Source organism: Enterococcus sp. DIV1224, assembly GCF_050555455.1.
Lineage (GTDB): Bacteria > Bacillota > Bacilli > Lactobacillales > Enterococcaceae > Enterococcus_B > Enterococcus_B lactis.
Genome location: NZ_CP187859.1, coordinates 1497568 through 1521930 on the forward strand (window position 1 = coordinate 1497568; position 24363 = coordinate 1521930).

Sequence of the window (24363 nt, forward strand, 5' to 3'; positions counted from 1 at the left end):
TTTTCTTGCTGATTTTTTCTATCATTATTTCTTTTTACAAAGAATGATCAGTAAAAACCATTCATTACTCCTTTCATTTGAAATCGAAGAAACAGTGTGCTCTGGCAAAATCGTCCCTTCAACATCTAATTACGTCAATTTTTTCTTTTTTTTTAGCAGAAAGATATTTTGACGAAAAAAAAGGATTGTGACAGAAAATATGTCACAATCCCTTATTCAAAATAAATAGTATTCAATTAGCTCAAAAGCTTGCATCTGCGGTAAATAAATCCAAACAAAAGAGGAGAAGCTGTTTTTGCGTAGCTATTCTTATTACTTGATACAGAGCAGCTTTTTCACTTTTTTTTAGTTGCTTCATTTCATTTTCTCTAGATAGTCAAGCGCATCTTGTACTGTTTTTACTGGTACGATTTTCATGGAGGAATTCAATTTTTTGGCGGCGGCTTTTGCTTCTTCGTAGTTGGTTTTTATTTCAGGATATTCTTTCTTAACATCGTCTGAGATCGTATCATCTGGTGCAAAGAAAATCTCTACGCCGGCTTTATCCGCGCTTGCCACTTTTTTATCGATTCCTCCGATTCGGCCGACTTCTCCTTCGCTGTTGATCGTTCCAGTTCCGGCAATTTGCTTACCATGTCGCAAATTTTTACCAGTGACCTGTTCATAGATCTCTAAAGTGAACATCAATCCCGCTGACGGTCCACCAATAGAGCCAGAATTAATGCGAACGTCTGTATCTGATTCGATCTCTGTATGATCAGTAAGTGTGATGCCTATTCCTGCCTTTTTATCTGTTGGCAACTCAATCAGATCACCAGATGCTGTTTTTTCTTCACCATTATGCAAATAACTGATTTCGATTGTTTGTCCAACTTTTTGGCTTTTTACATAATCCATAAATGCTTCTGTACTTTGAAAGCTTTTGCCGTCTACTTTTGTTACTGTATCTCCTACTGAAAGCTTGCCAAAGAAGTTCGATGTTTTCTCTACGCTCATGACATATACGCCTTTGAATTCCATTTTATAAGGCTTGCCTGCAAGTTTCAACGCTTGTTCGATGGCTGCGTTTTGGGAAGAATCCATATAATACTGTTGCATTTGATTATATTCTTCATTTGTTGCCCCACCAGTCAATTCTTCTTTACTGATTAATTCTTCAAAGGGGGCTAGTTTAGCCTTTAGCGCCAAAAATCCGGTAGCTTGCCTGATACCGACGGATGTAAGAGAGAAAGAGCCAGAACCTTTGTCTTCTTTGTCATTGACTGTAATTAATTCTTTCAGATCAATCGTTGCTCCTGGTGATTCCACATAATATGGCAGAGGAACTACTACAAATCCGATGATCAACATTCCAAATATGATAATCAGTACTGTTTTCAACCATTGTTTAGCTTTCATTTGATTCACGCTTTCCAGCTAAAGCTTCGTTGATAACTGGCGGTAAATAACTGCTCACGTCTCCACCAAAGTGCAGTACTTCTTTTAAAATACTGGAACTGACATGGCTATATTCTGGTTTTGCCAATAAGAACACCGTTTCCAATTCCTCGTTTAGATGATGGTTCATCTGAGCGATTTCTCGTTCATATTCGAAGTCTTTGATACTCCGTATTCCTCTGACCAAGGCATCCGCGCCGATTTCTTTTGCCGTTTCCACTGTCAATTGATTTTCCTGATGCATGACTTTTACATTAGGAAGATGTGCCACAGCTTTTGCGATCAATGTCATTCTTTCTTCTGGAGGAAACAAACTTTTCTTTGAAGTATTGATAAAAACACCAATTACCACCTCATCGAATAATTTAGCCGCACGCTCCACTGTATCTAAGTGTCCTTTTGTAAAAGGATCAAAACTTCCTGGGAATAATGCACGTTTCATCGATTTCCCTCTTTTCTATAGATAGTCACAGCTGTTATGCCATAAATCTGTTTTCTTATTTGATGAAATCCAGCCACAGATTCTGGCAATTCGACTGTTTTATCCGTTTCGCATACGATAACTGCGGTTTTAGAAAAAAGTCCCAGTTCTTCCATTTTATGGATTTGATCAATGATTTTTTGTTTTGCATACGGCGGATCAAGAAACAAGTAATCGAATTGTTGTTTCTCTGCTGCTAGCCGTTCGATTGCTTTGTCCGCATCAAGTTTTATTGTGGTAAACTTCTCTGGTTCTTTCGTAATCTCGATATTTTCTTTGATGATTTTTAGCGCTTGGTAATTTTTGTCTACGCATACTGCATGACTGCAACCTCTGGATACGGCTTCGATAGCTAGACCGCCGCTTCCTGCAAACAGATCCAATACTGTCTCTCCATCAAAATAGGGTCCAATCATATTGAATATGGATTCTTTTACTTTATCTGTAGTTGGTCTGGTGTTCGCCCCTGCTAAACTTTTTAAGCGGCGTCCGCCATAATTTCCTGATATTATCCGCATCTACTCACTCCTTAGAAATGGTACTGGTACTAGTATACCAAAAAAAAGACCAAAAAATACTTGGACAATGATCAATTTTTGATAGTTGTCCAAGTTATTTTTTTATTAAAAAACTGCTCATAAGAGATTTTTAAAGATGTTCAGCTAATCTGATTTCTGTATTCAGCTCTTCGATTTCGAAACCTTCTTCTTTTAATACCGTTTTATTACCTATTTTATCAGCAAAATTCATTTCGATATCTGGTCGGTAAGAACGTTCTACGTTTCGAACAAAATGTAATTTACGGATTCGTTCTTCTGTCTCTTCAAATGTCTCTTCATTCAAGTAAAGGACGACATATTTCATTCTTCTTGAGACATAATGCAACAAGCCGAACTTTTTTAGATTCTTTAATTGTTTTAAGCTGTAGACCCATACGATCAGCCCGCGTCGTTTTATTATTTCAAATTCACTATTGTCAACTTGCATGACAATTCCCTCCGCATCCAAAGTGTTTTTTCGTTTCAAAGAACGGACTACCTGCATCTACCTTGATCTCATTAGAAACTTCTTCGGCAAGTGCTTGGACAATTTGATCCAACAGACTTTGTAACTGTGTTTCACTATACCTAAAAGCTGCGACATGCTCATTCAGGTCAAGCTGTCTTTTTGCTTTTCGAAGAGCACGTTTTTTTTCACGATAATCAGGTGCATATTCGCCATATGCCGCTACATTTTCAAACGCCTTTTTCTTCGACAGGAACGCCTCTTTTAATTGGCAGACTTCTGCAGATTCTTTCATTGACTGTTTATGTTTGAAATAAGAAGTCATCGTTTTACTCTTTTTTATCATTTCAGCGACTCGGAGGCATTGATCCTCCAGTTGAAACAGCTCTTCGTTAACGATCACTGCTATCACTACTTTCTCCGTTTTCTTCTTGCAATAAGACTAACATATTTTCTTTAGAAAAAGCAATGCCTAATGAATCCGTTCCCGGATCCATAAAGCGGTCATGATTATATGGATCGCTGTACCAATATAAAAACGAAAAAGTAGCGTCGATTGCTGGATGAATAAACAGTCCACTAGTATTTTCTAATTTCTGTTTACTGATTAGCTTCTCCAATTCATCATTCGTCAAGGAGAATTTCATTGTCGTTTGCCCGCTGCCTAGCGATTTTTGCCAATCAGCCATACGTTCGTCTGACAAGATTTCTTCAGGCTTTGTCAAGAAATCATGTAGCAGCAGCCGACTGTGGCTTTGAAAGGCAAGCGGTTGGTTGTATATAGGAAGTTCGTCTTCTCTTCTAAGCATGTTTAGTAAAGTCGTACTTTTTCGTTTTTTACCGCGATTGATCGATTCCCAGTCAGCCGATTTATCTGCTTCATAATGTGGGAGACCTTCACCAAACACTTGATACGGTAAAAGTTTCAAAAGACTATCTTTATCTAAATATACAACTGAAAACAGACCGTTTGTTGTTTGATCAAAAAACAAAATAGCAAAAGTGTCGTTATCAAAAGCAATCAGTGGACGATAATTCATATCCTCTTCCATCAGTTCGATTCCAACTTCTGTGTCGTGATACTCAAAAGTGAAATTAGTATAGATAGTCGTGAGTTTCGTTAGGTCCTGCATCGTCATCCCTAAATAAAACGGCGTGATATCAGCAGGTCCTGTTTGCAGTACTTTAACAGTTGTGACCATGCTATCTTGGACATTTACTTCAAACGTGAGATGACTGGCTTTGTTTTCATAATATCTTGTTTCAAAACCAAACCCACTAGTTAATCGATCATAGGATTGTCCAAAATCTTTTTCTAGCTGTTCGATCGGTTTTCCAATATAAGTAGAAAAACCAGTTGCTTTAAGCTCCTGGTATTTCCACGTTGTCATTTGATTTGAGATTTGTTGATCAGAGTTTTCCTTCACTTCAAGTTTTGGCGGGAACAAGACTGGTTCCATATAGAATGCCGCAATAACTAATAGCAGAATCAGCCAAAACAAACCCAGTCTTTTCATGTTTCCCCACCTTTCACTTATTATTTTTCAGTCACTTCAATCAAAAGGTCGCCAGACGAAATCGTGTCGCCTGAAGATACATATACATGTGCAACTTCTCCGTCAAAACGTGCTTCGATGGCTGTTTCCATTTTCATTGCTTCAGTAATCATCAACGTGTCGCCTTTTTTGACGTTATCGCCTTTTTTCACTAATACATCAAGCACAGAACCAGACATCGTTGCTCCGATTTGTTCTCGGTTTGTTGGTTCAGCTTTCAATCGAGTTTGAACCGCACTGATGATTGAATTATCTTTGATAGTGATTTCCCGTCTTTGCCCATTCAGATTGAAGAACAGTACGCGATTTCCTTCGATATCGGGTTCTCCGATTTCATCTAAACGAATGATAAGCGTTTTTCCACGTTCGATTTGTACATTGATCGTTTCACCTAAACGTATCCCTTGGAAGAATGTTGGTGTATCCAGTAATGTAACATCGCCAAATTGATTATACGCTTTTTGATAGTCCAAAAAGACTTGCGGATACATCAAATAACTTAATACTTCGTCTTGTTTTGGTTCATAGCCGATTTTTTCTGCCAATTCTTTTTTCACTTCGTTGAAATCGACTGATTTCGCCAACAGTCCTGGACGTTTACTCAACGCGGGTCTGCCCTTAAGAATGATCTTTTGCAGTTTTTCAGGAAATCCGCCGACTGGTTGTCCTAGTTCTCCTTGGAAGAAAGTCACTACAGATTCAGGGAAACTTAGTGTTTCGCCTTTTCCATAGATGTCTTGTTCTGTGAGATCATTTTGGACCATGAATAGTGCCATATCTCCTACGACTTTAGATGATGGAGTTACTTTCACGATATCGCCAAACATCAAATTGACAGTATGGTACATTTGTTTGATTTCATCCCAGCGATGACCTAGTCCGACAGCTTTTGCCTGCTGTTGCAGATTTGAATACTGTCCTCCCGGCATCTCATGCATATACACTTCTGTTTCAGGAGCATTCAAGCCATTTTCAAATGGTTTGTAATACATACGCACATCTTCCCAATAATGGTTTAATTTCTGTGCATTTTCAATTGTGATTTCTGGCAGCCGTGGGCCATTGACCAGCGCATAATACAAGCTGCTCATGCTAGGCTGACTCGTGTTCCCACTCATTGCACTCATTGCTACGTCAACGATATCTACTCCTGCTTTTGAAGCAGCGGAATAAGTGATAATCCCGTTTCCACTAGTATCATGAGTATGCAGATGGATTGGTAGATCCGTCGTTTCTTTCAATTCACTAATCAAGCGATAAGCTGCTTGCGGTTTAAGCAACCCAGCCATATCTTTGATTGCAATGATATGCGCACCCAGTTGTTCTAGTTCTTTTGCCATGTCTTTATAATACTGAACATTGTATTTTGCTCGGCTTGGATCGTTGATATCGCCAGTATAGCAGATAGCTGCCTCTGCGATTTTACCAGTATCCCGTACTGCTTGGATACTTTTTTCCATTTGAGGAGTCCAGTTCAAACTATCAAAGATTCGGAAAACATCAATCCCTTGTGCTGCTGCTTCTTTGACAAATTCCACCAGTACATTGTCAGGATAATTAGAATACCCAACGGCATTTGAACCTCTGAAAAGCATTTGCAGCAATGTATTAGGCATTAAAGAACGGATTTTTCTCAATCGTTGCCAAGGATCTTCATTCAAAAATCGGTAAGCCACATCAAATGTTGCTCCCCCCCACATCTCACTTGAAAAGAGTTCAGGAAGACCTTCTCCCGTTAAGCGTGCAATCTGCTTGAAATCCTTTGTCCGAACACGAGTTGCTAGCAGACTTTGATGAGCGTCTCTAAATGTCGTATCCGTCAACAATAAATTTTCCTGTCCTTTGATCCATTCAACCAAAGCATCGGCACCCTTCGCATCTAATACGTTCTTAGCCGTTACGTAATCAGTTCTTGTGATTAGATCTTTAGGTATACGTGGTTCTTCATAAAATGGTTTTTCGCCACTTTCGATACCTGGAAAACCATTGACAGTAATTTCACCGATATATTTCATCGTTTTATTTCCGCGGTCTCGTAGTCGAGGAAATTCAAATAATGTTGCTGTACTATCGATAAAAGTTGTTTTTGCATTTCCTGATTGGAATTCAGGATGTGTGATGACATTTAGCATAAATGGAATATTTGTTTTTACTCCACGGATCCTGAATTCTTTCAAGCAACGTTCCATTTTCTGAATGGCTGTTTCAAAAGTAGCGCCATGCGTACATACTTTTACTAACAATGAATCAAAATACGGCGTCACCACATAGCCAGCGTAAGCATTCCCTACATCCAGACGTACGCCAAATCCGCCAGGTGAACGATACGTATCGATTTTTCCTGTGTCTGGTAAAAAGTTATTCAACGGGTCTTCCGTAGTAATTCGGCATTGAATAGCTGACCCATTTAATTTGATTTCTTCTTGCTGAGGCAATCCGATTTCTTTATGCAAATCTAACCCTTGGGCAATCAATAGTTGTGTTGTCACGATATCAATATCTGTAATCATTTCTGTGATCGTATGTTCCACTTGGACGCGAGGATTGACTTCGATAAAGTAAAAATCATCTCCTTCAACAAGAAATTCTACCGTACCCGCATTGACATACCCAACATGTTTCATCAATTGGACAGCTGCCTGACAAATTTTTTGACGTTGCTGTTCGTTCATAGAGACACAAGGCGCTACTTCTACTACTTTTTGGTGGCGGCGCTGAACAGAACAGTCTCTTTCGAAAAGATGGATGACGTTTCCATGTGTGTCACCAAGAATCTGTACTTCGATATGCTTAGGGTTGGCGATGTATTTTTCAACATACACTTCATCGCTACCAAAGGCAGCTTTTGCTTCGCTTTTTGCACGTTCGTAACCTTCTCTTGCACTCTTTTCATCATGAGCCACACGCATTCCGCGACCTCCGCCGCCTAGAGCTGCCTTAATCATAATCGGATAACCGAATCGTTCAGCAAATTCCAATGCATCGTCTACAGAAGCGATTGGACCATCTGTGCCTGGAATTGAAGCAATTCCTGCTTCGATGGCTGCAGCTTTTGCTTTGATTTTATCTCCAAAAATATCCAAATGATGCAGTTTGGGTCCAACAAAAGTGATGCCCTCTTCCTCGCACCGTTGCGCAAAATTCAAGTTTTCCGATAAAAGACCATAACCAGGATGAATGGCATCAGCCCCGCATTCTTTCGCGATAGAAATGATCCCTTCAATATCTAGATACGCATCAATCGGTTTTTTCCCTTGTCCTACTAAATATGCTTCATCCGCTTTAAAACGGTGTACGGAATATTCATCTTCTTCTGCATAGATTCCAACAGTTTTAATTCCTAATTCTGTACAAGCACGAAATACACGTACAGCGATTTCACCCCTGTTAGCAACTAAAACTTTTTTCATCGAACCACTCCTACATCTTTTTTTATTATAAACCTAAGCTCTTGCGTTTTTCATCCGCACTAATGTTGAGGACAAAGCCGACACAGATCGAAAGCATCAGCAAACTGGATCCTCCTTGACTTAAGAATGGGAACGTGATCCCTGTCAAAGGAATGACACCAGTGATTCCTCCCAGATTGACAAACACTTGGATCAAAAACATTGCGCCGATCCCAATGCACAAAAGCGAATTGAACGGATCTCTTGAACGAATCCCTACAAGAATAATGCGCACAATCATAAAGAATAGCAACGCTAATATCAAAATCCCCATAATCACTCCGAGCTCTTCCACTACGATCGCATAGATAAAATCGGTTTGTGCTTCTTGTAAAAATCCCTTTTTCTGGATACTGTTACCTAATCCTCTGCCAAATAACCCGCCATTGAACATGGCATAGTAACCATTAACTAATTGATGGCCTTTATTTAATTCATCCGAGAAAGGATTTTGGTAAATAGCAAAGCGATTATAGATATACTGTAAACGTCCAGGCAAGATTTTTCCGTTTGTAATATTGATTAGCCAGATCGTAAAAGTACTTAAACAAAAACCCCCTACTCCTACAATCAAAGTATACACATAATTAACTCCGCTGGCTAAAAGCAGAACCAAAATAATCAAAAAGATAACTGCCGCATTCCCAAAATCGGGAAGGATAGCGATCAAAGCAGTCAGTCCGATAACCATTGCAAGTGGACGTTTTACAGTCCCTAGGAAATCTTTTTGTACACTGTTTTGCCTTTTTGATAAAGTCAGAGACAGATACCAGATAGAAATGATCTTTAGGTATTCGGCAGGTTGGATCGAAAATCCTGCAATTTGAAGCCAACCTTTTGCACCATTGATTTCTTTACCGAAAAACACAACGATCAGCAGCAAAATCGTCAAAACTGCGATGGCTGCCATAATCAAACGCTGGTTTTTCAAAACATCTGTTTTCATTTTGTAGAGTAGTGCGATAGCAATCAAGCTGAGCACCCAAAAAATACTTTGGTTAATGACTGATGCGGACGGATTTTGTCCGTTTTCTAATAATAGATACGACGTAGAACTATATACCATGATCAAACCCAAAACACATAAAATCAAATAGGGAATCAAGATACTATAGTCTAATAGATGCCTTTTTTTTACTTTCTTAGGCAAGTCTATTCCTCCTTGCCAACTTCTTTTTTATCATAATTTTCTTGGTAAACCTCACTGTATAACTGATTCAATTCTCGTTCCAGCTCACTTAACATCAGCTGTCCCTCGTTTTTTTCGATTACTCCTATACGAACAGCAAACCCGACTTGCTGGGAGAAACCGTACATCTGTGTATCTACCACTTCTTCGAAGGCTTTGCATTGCGAGATACAGAGACTGTTATTTTGGTTTCGGATTAATCGTTTGATCCGTTCTGCTTCATCATTTAATACTTGGATCGCAAGTTTTTTCGACAAAGAATCCATCTGTGCTTACCTCCCGTTCTAATTCCTTAATTATAACATATTTGATTTTCATAGGGAGCAAAAAAACAGATTTAACCAGTTGTTTTTATTCATTTTTACGTAATGGTCCTTCTTACTTGTCCAGAACGTTAGGATCCGTATTTTTTATCCGAGATAAAAAGGCTTCTCCGTATTTATCAAGCTTGCTTTGACCAACTCCCTTTATCTGAAGCATCTCCAGTCTGCTTGATGGACGTATTCGGCTCATTTCTTTCAAGGTGGAATCTGAAAATACGACATACGGGGGAACGCCTGCTTCTGATGCTAGATCCGTTCGAAGTTCCCGCAACACTTCAAATAGTGTATCGGTCTCTTCATCCGACAGCTGCTGGACTTTTTTGGGTTCCTTTCGATAGACAGCTTCTTGTCCTTTTAATACTTGGATCCCTCTTTCTGTTACTTTCAAGATAGGATATTCTCCATTAACGGTCAGAAGATAGCCATTCGATATCAAATATTCAATCAATTGCATCGTTTCTTTTTGCGATTGGTTTTTCATCAGTCCATAGGTAGATAAACGTTCAAACCCCAAGGCTCGCAGCTTTTGTTCTTTCGATCCTGCCAAGACTTTCATTAGCATCTGCTTGCCATAATTCTCCCCCATACGTTTCAAACAAGAAAGGACCATCTGTGCTTGTGTCGTTACTTCTACTATTTCTCTGTCATCTAAACAGTTACCACAACGATTGCACGGACTGCTTGTCTCGCCAAAATAGTTTAGGATGTATTGCTGAAGACAGGATTCTATATACGCATATTCTGTCATCGCTTTTAATTTTTCATATTCTTTTTGCTTTTGCTCCTCTTCTCTTTGGGACTGATGGATAAAAAACTTTTGGACCTGAATATCTTGAGGAGCGAAAAGCAGGATGGCTTCACTGGAAAGACCATCTCTTCCCGCACGACCAGCTTCCTGATAGTATGCTTCTAGAGAGCCAGGAATTTGATAATGGATAACAAAACGGACATTGCTTTTATTTATGCCCATGCCGAATGCATTGGTCGCTACGATTAGCTGTAAGCGATCGTATAAAAAGGCCTCTTGCATTGCCGTTCGTTCATTCTCCTTTAGGCCACCATGATATCTGCCTATAGAAAATCCAAATTTTTTAAGCAAATGATAGATTCGGTCTACTTCTTTTCTCGTCGCTGCATAAATAATGCCCGATTGATTTTTGTTGATTTTCAAATACTCGACTAGATATTGTTCTTTTTTTTGGTCTTTCACTACTTGAAAGCGGAGATTTTCCCGTCCAAAACCAGTCTGGATGTGATTGCCGTCAGGGATTTTTAAAAGTCTTTTTATGTCAGCGGCTACTTGTATAGTTGCTGTAGCTGTCAGTGCAACAATAACAGGTCGATTTGGCAGTTGATCTAGCTGTTTCGCCATTTGTAAATAACTTGGACGGAAATCATGCCCCCACTGAGAGATACAATGCGCCTCGTCAATGGCAATCATACAGACGTTCCATCGATTCATCGCTTGAATGAAATCCGACATGATAAAACGTTCTGGAGCAATATAAAGTAAACGATACTGCTGCCTATCGATTTCTTGGAAGCGTCTAGCTGTTTCGTAACCATCTAACGAGCTATTGATAAAAGTGGCGGGTATACCTAATTGATTCGCTGCATCCACCTGATCCTTCATCAAAGAGATCAAAGGGGATACAACCACAGTAAGCCCATCTACTAGTAAAGATGGAAGCTGGTAACAGATTGATTTCCCACTGCCGGTAGGCATGATCCCTAATACATTTTCCTGATCAATGACTTTCTGAATAATTTCTTTTTGACCAGGTCTAAACTCATCATAACCAAAGTATTGTTTTAATAAGTCGTTCATCTTCCCGCTCCTTTCCCTTGCCATTTTACTTCGGTTTTCTCCGAAGGACAAGTTGATCCCTCTTGTGAAACATACGCTCGATATGAAACAAAATCACACCAGAATCAAGTTCTTTAAAAGTCTTTTAAATGTCTTTTGGCGTATTTTCTGAATTTAAGTCCATTGACAAAGATGACTTCTCCACAGAAATAAGTTGGACAAAAAAGAAACCAGCTATTTTTTATAACAAGCTGGTTTCTCTCTTCATCCTTTTACAGATTATTTTTTCTTTTTAGATGCTTTTTCACGAGCATTTTTCTCTAAAATTTGTTTTCTCAAGCGAATGCTTTCTGGTGTTACTTCGCAATATTCATCATCATTCAAGAATTCCAAAGATTCTTCCAACGTCAATTGTTTTGGTTTTTTGATGACAGATGTTTGGTCTTTAGTAGCAGACCGTACGTTTGTCATTTGTTTTGCTTTTGTGATGTTGACAGTCAAATCATTATCACGGCTGTTTTCTCCGATAATCATTCCTTCATATACTTCTGTACCTGGTTCTACGAAGACTGTACCGCGTTCTTCGATACTCATGATAGAATAGGTCGTTGCTTTTCCGGTATCGATCGAAACAAGCGCACCTTGGTGACGTCCACCGATTTGACCAGGAAGCATTGGCAAGTATTGATCAAAAGTATGGTTCATGATTCCGTAACCGCGTGTCATTGAAAGGAATTCAGTTGAATAACCGATCAAACCGCGAGCAGGTGTCAAGAATGTCAAACGGATTTGTCCGTTTCCTGTATGGACCATATCTTGCATTTCACCTTTACGTAAGCTCAAGGATTCGATGACACTACCCATGTATTCTTCTGGTGTGTCGATTTGTACGCGTTCAAACGGTTCGCATTTTACACCGTCGATTTCTTTTTCAATAACTTCTGGACGAGATACTTGCAATTCGTATCCTTCACGACGCATGTTTTCAATCAAGATAGACAAATGCAATTCTCCACGACCAGAAACAGTCCAAGCATCTGGAGAGTTTGTTGGTTCAACTCGCAAAGATACATCTGTTTGAAGTTCTGCCATCAAACGTTCTTCAATTTTACGAGCAGTTACGTATTTCCCTTCTCGACCGGCAAATGGTGAATTATTAACTAAGAAAGTCATTTGCAATGTTGGTTCGTCAATGTGAAGGATAGGTAACGCATCTTGATGATCCACAGGAGTAACTGTTTCACCGACAAAGATGTCTTCCATACCTGAGACAGCAATCAAGTCTCCAGCTTTTGCTTCTTGAATCTCTAGACGTTTTAGTCCAAAGAAACCAAATAATTTCGTTACACGGAATTTCTTAACTGTTCCGTCTAATTTAATTAATGCTACTTGGTCGCCTACTTTGATTGTTCCTCTAAATACACGTCCGATTCCGATACGACCTACATAATCGTTGTAGTCAAGTAATGAAACTTGGAATTGTAATGGTTCGTCGCTATTATCGACAGGAGCAGGAATTTTTTCAATAATCGTGTCAAAAATAGGTGCCATTGTTGGTTCTTGATCTGCTGGGTCGTCTGATAAGCTTGACGTACCATTCAGTGCAGACGCATAAATCACAGGAAAGTCTAACTGATCATCATCTGCTCCCAATTCGATGAATAGTTCAAGAACTTCATCTACAACATGCTCAGGACGAGCAGAAGGTTTGTCAATCTTGTTTACGACAACGATTGGTGTGATATGTTGTTCCAATGCTTTTTTCAATACAAAACGTGTTTGAGGCATTGTTCCTTCATACGCATCTACGACCAACACAACGCCGTCAACCATTTTCATGATCCGTTCTACTTCGCCACCAAAGTCCGCGTGTCCTGGAGTATCCATGATGTTTACGCGAATTCCTTTATAGTCTACAGCTGTGTTTTTGGCTAAAATCGTGATACCACGTTCTTTTTCTAGCGCATTTGAGTCCATCGCACGTTCTTGCAATTGCGTATGTGCGTCTAATGTATCTGATTGTTTTAATAGTTCATCAACTAATGTTGTTTTTCCGTGGTCAACGTGGGCAATAATTGCGACGTTACGGATATCATTTCTATAATTCAATGTAACTAACTCCTTTTTTATTGGTTCTTTATGACAGGGCAAATTTTACTCGACTGCTAATTATAGCAGACTTTTTTCATGAAATATAGTAAAATGTTTTCATTTTTTCGAGAAAATTAATCTTTTGCCCGTTTTTATCATTTTTGTGAATGATTTCTACCTTTTTTCAGCCTTCTTTTTTCAAAAGGTCTGCGATTTCTGCATATGCACAAGGAGTCCCTGCTAAATAGTATTCCCTTCTATCAAAGGTCAATGGAGTGCCAAAAAGACCGCTTGTTACCATACCAAACTCTTCCAATAAAACATTTCCCGCTGCATAATCCCAAGGGCTGAGGTTCGAAATGTAAGCAATATGGTTTCCTTTCAAGATTGCGGCTAGTTCAAGCCCTGCACACCCGTACATACGTGTTCCCATGCTGCTTTCCGCAATCTCTCGGATTCCATATTTATTATGACCGAAAAGATAGCTATTCACACCAAGTAAGCCTTCTGATAAAGATTTATTTGCTGGTCTAGGCATTGGTTTGTCATTTTTATAGACACCTATTCCTTTTCCACCCCAAAAAAGCTCATTTCTCATGACGTCATAAATGAAACCAAGTTTTCCAACGCCGGATTCATAAACAGCGAGCATGATACAAAAGTTTTCCCCTTCAATCACGAAATTCAATGTGCCATCAATAGGATCGATGATAAAGACTCTTCCATCGAGATCCGATAGTTTATTACACCCTTCTTCTTCTGCCAATATTTTCGCCTCTGGATCATAGGAATGGATTTTTTCGATTAGAAAATTCTGGATGTTTCGGTCGACATTTGTCACTAGATCCGTTCGATTTGATTTTTGCGAGATCGTTAATGTTTGTTGAGAAGATTTGATTTTCTCACCAGCTTCTTCTAGCCAGGATTTGATATGATCAATCATCTGTTCCATTTATCTCACCCGTTCATTCTCAAAGTTTTGTTTGGATTTTTTTTTGCTTGCTGCACTGTTCGATATAAGGAGTACCCGGAAGCTTTTTCAAATTCCCGTCCCAACCGTTTTTCTTCTCCGATGGATTTGACAACTGTTTTGAACTGCTGATAGGTCTTCAAAAAAGCTTCATTGTTTATCCCTTTTTCATTCGCACGTTCCAGATCTTCCCACATCTTCATTACAATGACCATTTCATCTGTTGTCCAGTCTAAATCAAGTGGATACTGATATTCTTGCATCTTCAACTCTCCTATTTCATATTCTTCTTTAGTGTAGCATAGGAGACGGTAATAAACCAAGAAGTTGTCGTATTATTAAGTTTACATAATTAAATTATTGATAATAAAAAAGAAAAAACGCAACCGATTTCTCAGTTGCGTTTCGCCTGTATTATTCAAATCAAATATGGATTGGCAAGCCTAATGCTAATTCCGAAGCATCCATGACGATTTCGCCAAGAGATGGATGCGGATGAATCGTCAAGGCGATATCTTCAGCGTTCATTCCTGATTCGATTGCTAAAGCTAATTCAGAAACCATATCGCTTGCACCGACTCCCCCGATTTGTGCACCAATCAGCACGTTATCTTCGATCGTCGTAACTAGACGGATGAATCCTTCTGTTTTACCAAGCGATAATGCCCGACCGTTCCCTGAAAATGGGAATTTGTATGCTTTTGCTTCGATACCAGCATCTTTTGCTTCTTTGATCGTCATACCTACAGAAGCCAATTCAGGGTCAGTGAAGGCTACTGCCGGCATTGCTTTATAATCTACAGCTACTTTTTTGCCAGAGATTGCTTCAGCAGCGATTTTTGCTTCATAACTGGCTTTGTGTGCTAATGCCGCCCCTGGAACGATATCACCGATGGCATAGATATTAGGTACGTTCGTACGTCCTTGTTTATCTACCGTAATCAATCCTCGTTCTCCTACTTCGACTCCTGCTTGTTCTAAGCCCATATCATCCGTATTCGGACGACGACCTACAGTGACCATCACATAATCAGCAGTAACGGATTCTTCTTTCCCGTCCACTGCATATTTCACTGTCACGCTGTCACCGTTATCGACTGCTTCTTTCGCCATTGCATTCGTTACGACTGTTACACCTTTTTTCTTGAAATCATCTTCTACTAATTTTACTAGATCTTTTTCGTAAGTTGGTAAAATTTGTGGTGAACCTTCAAGGATCGTTACTTCTGCTCCTAAGTTTGCGTACGCTCCGCCCAATTCGGCACCAATCACACCGCCACCGATGATCACAAATTTCTTAGGTACTTCTTTCAATGCTAATCCGCCAGTAGAATCTAACACACGTCCTCCGAATTTAAATCCTGGAATCTCGATTGGACGGGAACCTGTTGCGATGATTGCGTTATTGAACGAATAAGTTTGAGCTGAATCTGGATGGATGACGCGTAGTGTGTGATCATCTACGAAGAACGCTTCTCCTTCGATTGTTTCAACCTTATGTTTTTTTAATAGGAAACCAACACCAGAAGTCAACGTATGGACAACTTTGTTTTCTTTCCATTCTTGTGTTTTCGCAAAATCTAGTTTGACATTTTCACTAGTTACTCCAAACATTTCAGAATCTAGTGACTCTTGATAATGGTGTCCTGCAGCTATCAGTGCTTTTGAAGGAATACAGCCGACATTCAAACAAACACCGCCAATATACTCTCTTTCAATGATTGCTACTTTTTGTCCCATTTCAGCAGCGCGGATGGCAGCTACATAGCCACCAGGTCCCGCACCGATTACAACTGTATCTAATTCTACAGCAAAATCTCCAACTACCATTTGTTTATCATCCTTCCATCATTAATAGCTCTGGATCAGCTAAAAGACGTTTGATATTATTCATTGCTTGTTGCGCAGTTGCTCCATCTACGATACGGTGATCGAAACTTAATGACAGTTTCATCACACGACCGACAACGATTTCGCCTTCAGCATTTACGATTGGTTGTTGTGCAATCGTTCCTACACCTAAAATAGCTACTTCTGGATAGTTGATGACTGGTGTAAACCAACCGCCACCTACAGATCCGATATTGCTGATCGTAATCGTTCCATTGCGCATATCTTCTGCAGATAGTTTGCCGTCATGAGCTAATTTTGCTTTCTCATTGATTTCGTCTGCAATAGCAAACATTCCTTTGCGGTCTGCATCTTTCACATTTGGTACATATAGTCCGTGATCCGTATCAGTTGCAATACCGATATTGTAGTAATGTTTATAAACGATTTCTTGGTTTGCATCGTCGATAGATGCATTCAATACTGGGTATTTCTTAACAGTCGCTGTTAAAGCTTTCACGACATATGGCAAGAAAGTAAGTTTCGTACCATTTGCAGCAGCAACTTCTTTAAATCGTTTCCGATTATCCCATAGTTTAGACACTTCTACTTCATCATGCAATGTCACGTGTGGAGCTGTATGCTTACTGTTGACCATTGCTTTAGCAATAGCTTTACGTGTTGGTGTCATTGCTACACGTTCTTCCAAGTCTCCTAAGTTGGACTTGAATGGTTTTGCTGGTGCAGATGGTTTGCTTTCTGCTGCAGGAGCTGCTTCTTTCGGCGCTGCCGCTTCTGGCGCTTCTGATTTCGCTGGTGCACTGCTTGGACCACCTGACAAGAAGTTTTCGATGTCCTCTTTTGTTACTCTGCCACCTTTTCCAGTTGCAGTTACTTGTGAGATATCTACATCTTTTTCGCGGGCAAATTGACGAACAGATGGCATAGCCAATACACGTTTATTTGGATCGGCAGCTTCAACGACACTTGCTGAACCTGATGTTTCTACTTTTTCTTTTGGTGCTTCAGCTGATGGCGCACTAGTTGATGGTGCACCATTGTGTCCAGGAGCATCGATTTCTACTAACACGTCCCCAACATTTGCTATTGTTCCTTCTGGGACAATCACGTTTTTAACTGTCCCGGTTACGGGTGACGGGATTTCTTCTACTGATTTGTCGTTTTGAACTTCTAATAATGTATCATCTTCATTGATTGTATCTCCTGGTTTGACGAACCATTTGACGATTTCACCTTCTGCAATTCCTTCACCGATATCCGGTAACTTGAATTGGAAGACTCCTTCGCTTGACGATCCAGCTGATTCTGTATCAACAGTTGGTTCAGCAGCCGGGTTAGCTGGAGTTTGGGATTCTGCGGCTACACCACTGTCCCCTTCATTGTCTTCGTGTCCTGGTGCATCGATTTCTACCAATACATCCCCAACATTTGCTACTGTACCTTCTGGAACAATGACATTTTTAACCGTTCCTGTTACAGGTGAGGGGATTTCTTCTACTGATTTGTCGTTTTGAACTTCTAATAATGTATCATCTTCATTAATCGTATCTCCTGGTTTGACGAACCATTTGACGATTTCACCTTCTGCAATTCCTTCACCGATATCCGGCAATTTAAATTGATAAGCCATGACTTTGTTTCGTCCCTTCTTTTCTTAAAATTCCGCGATTTCTTTTACTTTGTCTTCGATATCTTTTGCGTTTGGTAACCAAACATTTTCTGCTTGTCCAAACGGGAAGACTGTATCAGGTGCAGAAACTCGTCCGATTGGGGCTTCTAATGAAAGGATAGCGCGTTCTGAGATCTCAGAAACTACTTGCGCAGCAACACCCGCTTGTCGTTGCGCTTCTTGGACAACGACTACGCGACCTGTTTTTTCCACGGATTGAATGATCGTTTCTACATCTAATGGCGCAACTGTACGAAGATCAATGATTTCAACAGAGATATTTTCTTTTGCAAGATTGTCTGCTGCTTTGATGGCTTCACGCACCATTGCCCCGTATGTGATAACAGATACATCTGTTCCTTCACGAGTAACTGCTGCTTTGTCCAAAGGAACTTCGTAAGCTTCATCCGGCACTTCTTCTCGGAATGAGCGATATAGTTTCATGTGTTCTAGGAAAACAACTGGATCGTTACTTCTAATAGAAGAAATCAATAGTCCTTTTGCATCGTAAGGATTTGATGGGATCACTACTCGAATACCAGGAGACTGGGCAATCAAACCTTCTAAATTATCTGAATGCAGTTCTGGTGTATGAACACCGCCACCAAATGGTGAACGAATCGTGATTGGTAGATTTCTAGTACCGCTCATTCGGTATCTTGTACGAGCCATTTGAGCTACTACTTCATCCATTGCTTCGAAAATAAAACCAAAAAATTGGATTTCAGGAACTGGACGAAATCCTTCCAACGCAAGTCCGAAACTCAACCCTGCGATTCCAGATTCAGCTAAAGGAGTATCGAATACTCGGTCTTCTCCGAATTTTTCCTGCAATCCTTCAGTTGCCCGGAAAACTCCTCCGTTTTTCCCAACATCTTCACCAAAAACAACGACATTCTCGTCATTTTCTAGTTCAAGTGCTAAGGCATCGGTGATTGCTTGGATCATTGTTTTTTGTGCCATGATTATTTCGACTCCTTCGCTTCATAAATTGCAATTTGTTCTTTGATTGATTGTGGAGATACTTCGAACATGTTTTTCAAGAAATCTGAAACCTTTTGTTTTGGAACTTTGTCGGCTTCTGCGATAGCTGCTTTGATTTCTTCTTTAGTTGCTTCAATCACTTGTTCTTCTTTTTCTTCAGACCAAAGTCCTTTTTCCGTCAGATATTTACGGAAGCGGATCAATGGATCTTTTTTCTGCCATTCGTCATCTGTGTCTTTTGTACGGTAGCGGGTTGGATCGTCCCCAGATAGTGTATGTGGTCCGTAACGATAAGTCAGTGTTTCAATTAGGACTGGTCCATTTCCGCTGATTGCCCATTCCCGTGCCATTTTAGATACAGTATATACTGCAAGCGGATCCATTCCATCGACTTGAATTCCTGGAATCCCAGCTGCGACAGCTTTTTGTGCAAGTGTTTTTGCTGCGGTTTGTTTTTCACGAGGTGTAGAGATCGCATACCCATTGTTTTGGATATAAAATACAGCATTTGCATGGTAAGCACCAGCGAAATTGATTGCTTCGTAAAAATCACCTTGTGATGAACCGCCATCACCAGTATAAGTGAAGACAACATTTTTCTTGTTGCGTTTTTTCAAACCTAATGCAACACCGGCTGCTTGTACATATTGTGCACCGATGATGATTTGTGGTGGTAGAGCTTTCAATTCTTCCGGATAAGAATTACCTGCAGCATGTCCTCTAGACCATAAAAATGCTTGTGATAAAGGTAAGCCGTGTTTTACTAATTGAGGGACATCTCGATAACCTGGAAGAAGAACATCTTCTTTATCAAATGCATACGCACTGGCCAGCTGACTTGCCTCTTGTCCGGCAGTTGGTGCAAAAAAGCCTAGGCGTCCTTGGCGGTTCAGCGCTGTGGAACGTTGGTCTAATACACGAGACCACACCATGTGAGTCATTAATTCAACGAGTTCATCATCGGATAAATCAGGTACTAAATCTTTGTTAACTACGTTTCCATCTTGATCAAGTGCTTGATATACTGGGAAATCTGCATTGACTTCATCTAGCAGTGCTTGGAAGTCGATCGGTGCTTTTTTGTTTGCCATTTGTCACACATTCCTCTCTCATCTATAAGAAAATCTCTTCATTCTGCGATTGAAACAGCGAATAAAACTGTATCACTATTTAACCGTCTTCATTAATAAATTATCATGGATTTATGAGAAATACAAGCTAAAAGCACAAATTTTCACGATGAAAGGAAATTATGCCAATCCGCATATTAACAGCATTAGTGAATATAATCACAATAAGGAAAGCGTTTTATATTTAGACTGTGTTTTTTCTATTTTCTAATCAAACTTATAATGATCTGTTTCTATTTAGAAACGCTGGTGTTATACAGTTTTGCTGCAACTATTTATTTTCTTAAGACATCGTGAACGGTTGTACAAAAAGTGTTTTTTTCCCTAATACTTTGTCTCGTCTTCTTTTTAAGAAAAAAAAGAAACAGCCGGAAATTTAAATCCCAGCTGTTATATTCTTTAATCTTTTTACTTTGTGAAATTATTCTGTTAACCACTGTTCTAAAATTTTCATCTTTGAATAAAACAACGATATGTTGGCTTCATCTAGACGACTGTAATTGATTCTGATTCCATTTATATCTTGCCCAAAAAGTAGACTTGGTGCGATTCCTAGACCCATATCTACTACTTTTTCTGCTAGTTGGGGGTCCAGCTTTTTTCCATCCCAAGTGATCCAAGCATAATAACCACCTAGAATCGAATGAAGCTTGAAAAACGATTGAGACTCCGCCCAAATACTTATCAGTTGGCTTTTTTCTTTCAATTTTTTTCTTACATCCAACATTTTCAAATCAATTGCTTCATCAAATACATTAGCGGCCGTGATTTGTGTAAGGATGTTCATCGGAAACTCCATCATTTCTTGCGCTTTAGCGAGTTGCAAGATAAAGGTCTCTGGTCCGATCAACCAACCGATTTTCGTTGTTTTTCCTAAAATCCTAGATAACGAACCGACATATAATACATTATCCGGATCAATCGTCCGTATAGGAAGAACTTCATCTTGCTTTAGAAATGAAAGGTCCGTAAATACATCGTCTTCAATAATCGGAAGCCGATACTGCCGACACAATTCTACTAGCTTTTCTCGTCGCTTTTGGCTCATCACTTTCCCTGTAGGGTTTTGAAAATTGGGGTTGATAAGCACTGCTTTCAATTTATTTTTATGGATCGATTCTTTCAGTTTTTCTAAGTCGATCCCTTCTTCATCCATCGGTATCCCAAATAAACGCGTTCCTGAAGCTTTGAAAAGAGGTAATCGGTAAAAAAAAGAAGGTGACTCTACAGCTATCCCCTCTCCAGCAGAAAGAATCGTTTGTAAGATCAAAAAGATTGCTTGCTGGCCACCACCAGTCACCAGAAGCTGGTTTAGGGAAAAGGTCAGTTCAAATTTACTTTCCAAATACCGTTTGATTTTGTTACGTAACGGAGTATAGCCTAAAAGATCCATTTCTTTTTCTTCCGCTAAGATTTCTTCAAGAGAATAAGAAGGAAACTCAAAATTCGGCAAAAGCTCATTTGGCATCTCACTCGCATATAAGTCAAGGAACAATGTTTTTTGGCTCTGCTTTGCTTCTTTTATTTTTTGCTCATACCAATCCGTCTGTTCATAGCGAGGTGAGATCATTTGTCGCCAATCGATTCTTGGAACGGCGAATTTCCCCCATTCAGTCTGATTGACGAACCAACCGCTACCACGTTTACTTGTTAATACGCCAAGCTCTCTAAGTTCTTCCAATGCATGAACAACGGTGGAACGATTTACACCAAAAAATTGCCCTAGTTTTCGTTCCGATTCAAGTTGATCTCCAGGATTGATTCTTCCACTTTCGATTTCTCTCATGATCTGTTCCATGATTTGACGATAAATCGGTCCTTGTTTTTTCTCTACCTTTTCCCACATAGTCCTCTCTTTTCTGTTGTCCATTCTTTCTATTGATTTTACCGAATTTACGAGAAAAAAGAAAAGCTTTTTTTGCAAAACATAAAAAACGGAAGGTTCTGTTATGAACCTTCCGCTGATATTTTGCTCATTATTTAGATCGTATCTCCGTTAAAAATCGAATTTTTCACGATGACATAATCAACTTTCCGAATGGCTTCCAGATCTCTTCCTCCAGCATACGAAATAGATGATTGAAGGTCTTGTTGCATTTCCACTAGTGTATCTTTCAAAGATCCTTTATGTTGGATCCAGATTTTCTTTCCTTCAACATTTCGTTTTTCACCTTTTTGGAATTCTGAAGCAGAACCAAAGTATTCTTTATATACAATTCCGTTTTCGACTTTTGTTTCGCCAGGAGATTCCTCGTGACCGGCAAACAATGAGCCAATCATAACCATTGTCGCTCCAAAACGGACAGATTTTGCAATATCGCCATGTGTTCTGATCCCACCGTCAGCGATGATCGGCTTGCGAGCTGCTTTCGCACACCATCTAAGAGCGGCCAGTTGCCAGCCTCCAGTTCCAAAGCCTGTCTTGATTTTTGTAATACATACTTTTCCTGGACCAATCCCGACTTTTGTTGCATCTGCGCCCGCATTTTCCAATTCACGGACGGCTTCCGGTGTACCAACATTACCGGCAATCACAAAAGTTTCAGGCAAATATTTTTTAATATGCTGAATCATATCAATAACTGAGTTAGCATGTCCATGCGCGATGTCGATAGTGATATAATCAGGATTTAGCGATTCTTCTGCCAACTTCTCTATAAAGGAATATTCCTCTTTCTTGACGCCAACACTGATCGAGGTAATCAATCCGCGCTTTTTCATTTTTTTGATAAACGGAATTCGAGCTGCTTCATCAAACCGATGCATGATATAGAAATAACCATTTTCCGCTAAGAATTCTGCAATCGTTTCATCAATAATCGTCTGCATGTTGGCAGGCACTACTGGCATTTTGAATGTATGTTTGCCTAATGTGACCGTTGTATCACATTCAGAACGGCTATTTACGATACATTTATTAGGAATTAATTGAATATCTTCGTAATCAAATACTTTCATTACATTATCCTCCTGATGTTCACATCCAGCAAAACACGAACATTATTAATTTAATCAAGGCTTTTTTTAGCGCCCTATGTAATTTAACTCAATTAAGCGAAAAAATCAAGAGCAAAAAGAGAATTTATACGAATGGTAAAAAAACATACATTATTTTTAGTCTAAACAAACGAAGCAATGAATGTTCGCTTTTAGCGAAAAAAAGACTGTGACAAATGTCTTGTCACAGTCTTTTTTCTGAATAAACGGTGTTCTCCTACGCTGTCCGTTTTTTCTTGTTATACAAGTCTAATACAACGGCTAAAAGCAAGATCAACCCTTTGATTGCCTGCTGCCAATCTACCCCGACGCCTAAAATCGACATACCATTGTTCAATACACCCATGACCAAGCCACCGACAATCGCACCCATAATCGTTCCGATGCCGCCGGATGTTGAAGCACCGCCAAAATATACTGCCGCCATCACATCTAGTTCCATCGAAGTACCCGCTTGAGGTGTCGCCGCATTTAACCGAGCAGCTAAAACTAATCCAGCTAAAGCTGCCATGACTCCCATGTTGACGAAAACCCAGAACGTGATCCGCTTTGTTTTTATCCCTGATAATTCAGCCGCTTTTCGATTTCCGCCCGTCGCATAAATCTGGCGACCTGCTACTGTTTTATTTGTCAAAAACCCATATGCTGCGACGATCAAACCGAGAATGATCAAAATGATCGGATATCCTTGATAAGAGGCAAAGATGTAAGTTATCCCTAGTACAACGACTGCTGTAAATACTGCCTTTACCAAGAAAGCTGCTGGAGATTCCACTTCAAATAAATGATTTTTCCGACGATTTCTTGTTCGCCATTGTCCAACAACTAACACGATGGTGATGATCATTCCTAAAATCAATGTCAAGAAGTGAAGGCTGCTTCCTTCGCTTAAGTCTGGTAAATAACCCGTAGACATTTTTTGGAAAACAGCTGGAAAAGGTGCTAGAGATTGACCGCCTAGAACAACTTGTGTCAGTCCACGAAACATCAGCAATCCTGCTAAAGTCACGATAAACGCCGGTATCCCAGCATAAGCTACCCAAAAACCTTGCCATGCGCCGATCAGCCCGCCTACTGCAAGACATGCGATGACTGTCACCCACGGGTTCATTTGGCGATTGACCATCATCATGCCCGCAATTGCACCAACAAACGCCATCACTGACCCTACCGACAAATCCACATGACCTAAGAGCACAACTAATAACATCCCTGCAGCTAGTACTAATATATGACTATTTTGCAAAACAAGGTTAGTTATATTCAACGGACGCCAGAAAATACCATCCGTCATCAATTGAAACGCAATAAGTAGTCCCGCTAAAATGATCACCATGCTGTAGCGACCAAAAAGATCAGCTGCTCTACTTTTCAAATTTAGTTTTTTCTCTTTTTTATCCGTAAGATTTTTTGCTTGTTCCAAC

Annotated in this window: 20 protein-coding genes; all 20 read right to left on the bottom strand. The window is 39.8% G+C overall.

What is annotated here, in order from left to right; genetic code table 11:
* Positions 1–354 precede the first annotated feature (354 nt).
* The 20 genes from IGK53_RS07310 to mmsB all read right to left on the bottom strand — a co-directional run bounded on the left by IGK53_RS07310 (position 355) and on the right by mmsB (position 24362).
* Positions 355–1398: a SepM family pheromone-processing serine protease gene (locus tag IGK53_RS07310; protein WP_002292194.1), complete on the bottom strand. Its 1044-nt coding sequence runs from the start codon at positions 1396–1398 to the stop codon at positions 355–357.
* Complete coding sequence (gene coaD / locus IGK53_RS07315) at positions 1388–1879, bottom strand: pantetheine-phosphate adenylyltransferase (RefSeq protein WP_002292195.1); 492 nt, start codon at positions 1877–1879, stop codon at positions 1388–1390. The genes IGK53_RS07310 and coaD overlap by 11 nt, the downstream gene beginning before the upstream one ends.
* On the bottom strand, positions 1876–2436 hold the full coding sequence (gene rsmD, locus IGK53_RS07320) for a 16S rRNA (guanine(966)-N(2))-methyltransferase RsmD (RefSeq protein WP_002292196.1): 561 nt from the start codon (positions 2434–2436) through the stop codon (positions 1876–1878). Before rsmD ends, coaD begins: the two co-directional genes overlap by 4 nt.
* Positions 2437–2566: 130 nt before the next feature.
* Positions 2567–2905 carry a YlbG family protein gene (locus IGK53_RS07325; RefSeq protein WP_002292197.1) on the bottom strand — a complete coding sequence of 113 codons (339 nt, stop codon included), beginning with the start codon at positions 2903–2905 and terminating at the stop codon, positions 2567–2569.
* Positions 2895–3335 carry a YlbF family regulator gene (locus tag IGK53_RS07330; RefSeq protein WP_002292198.1) on the bottom strand — a complete coding sequence of 147 codons (441 nt, stop codon included), beginning with the start codon at positions 3333–3335 and terminating at the stop codon, positions 2895–2897. The genes IGK53_RS07325 and IGK53_RS07330 overlap by 11 nt, the downstream gene beginning before the upstream one ends.
* The gene (locus IGK53_RS07335) at positions 3316–4440 is read right to left on the bottom strand and encodes a CAP-associated domain-containing protein (protein WP_002292199.1); all 1125 of its coding nucleotides are present in this window, start codon (positions 4438–4440) and stop codon (positions 3316–3318) included. Before IGK53_RS07335 ends, IGK53_RS07330 begins: the two co-directional genes overlap by 20 nt.
* Positions 4441–4460: 20 nt before the next feature.
* Positions 4461–7889 (bottom strand): pyruvate carboxylase, encoded by a 3429-nt coding sequence (locus IGK53_RS07340; RefSeq protein WP_002329125.1) that lies wholly within the window; start codon positions 7887–7889, stop codon positions 4461–4463.
* Positions 7890–7914: 25 nt separating this feature from the next.
* The gene (locus tag IGK53_RS07345) at positions 7915–9078 is read right to left on the bottom strand and encodes an FtsW/RodA/SpoVE family cell cycle protein (protein ID WP_002292201.1); all 1164 of its coding nucleotides are present in this window, start codon (positions 9076–9078) and stop codon (positions 7915–7917) included.
* 2 nt (positions 9079–9080) lie between these two features.
* The gene (locus IGK53_RS07350; RefSeq protein WP_002292202.1) at positions 9081–9383 is read right to left on the bottom strand and encodes a YlaN family protein; all 303 of its coding nucleotides are present in this window, start codon (positions 9381–9383) and stop codon (positions 9081–9083) included.
* Positions 9384–9495: 112 nt separating this feature from the next.
* Entirely contained in the window at positions 9496–11268 is a 1773-nt protein-coding gene (gene recQ, locus IGK53_RS07355; protein ID WP_002292203.1) for a DNA helicase RecQ, read from the bottom strand.
* A gap of 258 nt (positions 11269–11526) precedes the next feature.
* The gene (typA, locus tag IGK53_RS07360) at positions 11527–13356 is read right to left on the bottom strand and encodes a translational GTPase TypA (protein ID WP_002292204.1); all 1830 of its coding nucleotides are present in this window, start codon (positions 13354–13356) and stop codon (positions 11527–11529) included.
* A gap of 166 nt (positions 13357–13522) precedes the next feature.
* A complete protein-coding gene (locus IGK53_RS07365; RefSeq protein ID WP_002292205.1) occupies positions 13523–14290 on the bottom strand; it encodes an inositol monophosphatase family protein in 768 nt (255 codons plus the stop codon).
* 5 nt (positions 14291–14295) lie between these two features.
* The gene (locus IGK53_RS07370) at positions 14296–14571 is read right to left on the bottom strand and encodes a UPF0223 family protein (protein WP_002292206.1); all 276 of its coding nucleotides are present in this window, start codon (positions 14569–14571) and stop codon (positions 14296–14298) included.
* Between the two features lie 160 nt (positions 14572–14731).
* Positions 14732–16138, bottom strand: coding sequence for a dihydrolipoyl dehydrogenase (gene lpdA, locus IGK53_RS07375; RefSeq protein ID WP_002289686.1), 1407 nt, complete (start codon positions 16136–16138; stop codon positions 14732–14734).
* 7 nt (positions 16139–16145) lie between these two features.
* Positions 16146–17789, bottom strand: coding sequence for a dihydrolipoyllysine-residue acetyltransferase (locus IGK53_RS07380; protein ID WP_002329123.1), 1644 nt, complete (start codon positions 17787–17789; stop codon positions 16146–16148).
* A 24-nt stretch (positions 17790–17813) separates the two neighbouring features.
* On the bottom strand, positions 17814–18791 hold the full coding sequence (locus IGK53_RS07385) for an alpha-ketoacid dehydrogenase subunit beta (protein ID WP_002292208.1): 978 nt from the start codon (positions 18789–18791) through the stop codon (positions 17814–17816).
* A gap of 2 nt (positions 18792–18793) precedes the next feature.
* Positions 18794–19903, bottom strand: a complete 1110-nt coding sequence (pdhA, locus tag IGK53_RS07390; RefSeq protein ID WP_002292209.1) for a pyruvate dehydrogenase (acetyl-transferring) E1 component subunit alpha — start codon at positions 19901–19903, stop codon at positions 18794–18796.
* 460 nt (positions 19904–20363) lie between these two features.
* Positions 20364–21788 (bottom strand): PLP-dependent aminotransferase family protein, encoded by a 1425-nt coding sequence (locus IGK53_RS07395; protein ID WP_002292210.1) that lies wholly within the window; start codon positions 21786–21788, stop codon positions 20364–20366.
* Positions 21789–21922: 134 nt separating this feature from the next.
* Complete coding sequence (gene guaC, locus IGK53_RS07400; RefSeq protein WP_002287992.1) at positions 21923–22900, bottom strand: GMP reductase; 978 nt, start codon at positions 22898–22900, stop codon at positions 21923–21925.
* 256 nt (positions 22901–23156) lie between these two features.
* Complete coding sequence (gene mmsB, locus IGK53_RS07405; protein WP_002292212.1) at positions 23157–24362, bottom strand: multiple monosaccharide ABC transporter permease; 1206 nt, start codon at positions 24360–24362, stop codon at positions 23157–23159.
* Position 24363 lies beyond the last annotated feature (1 nt).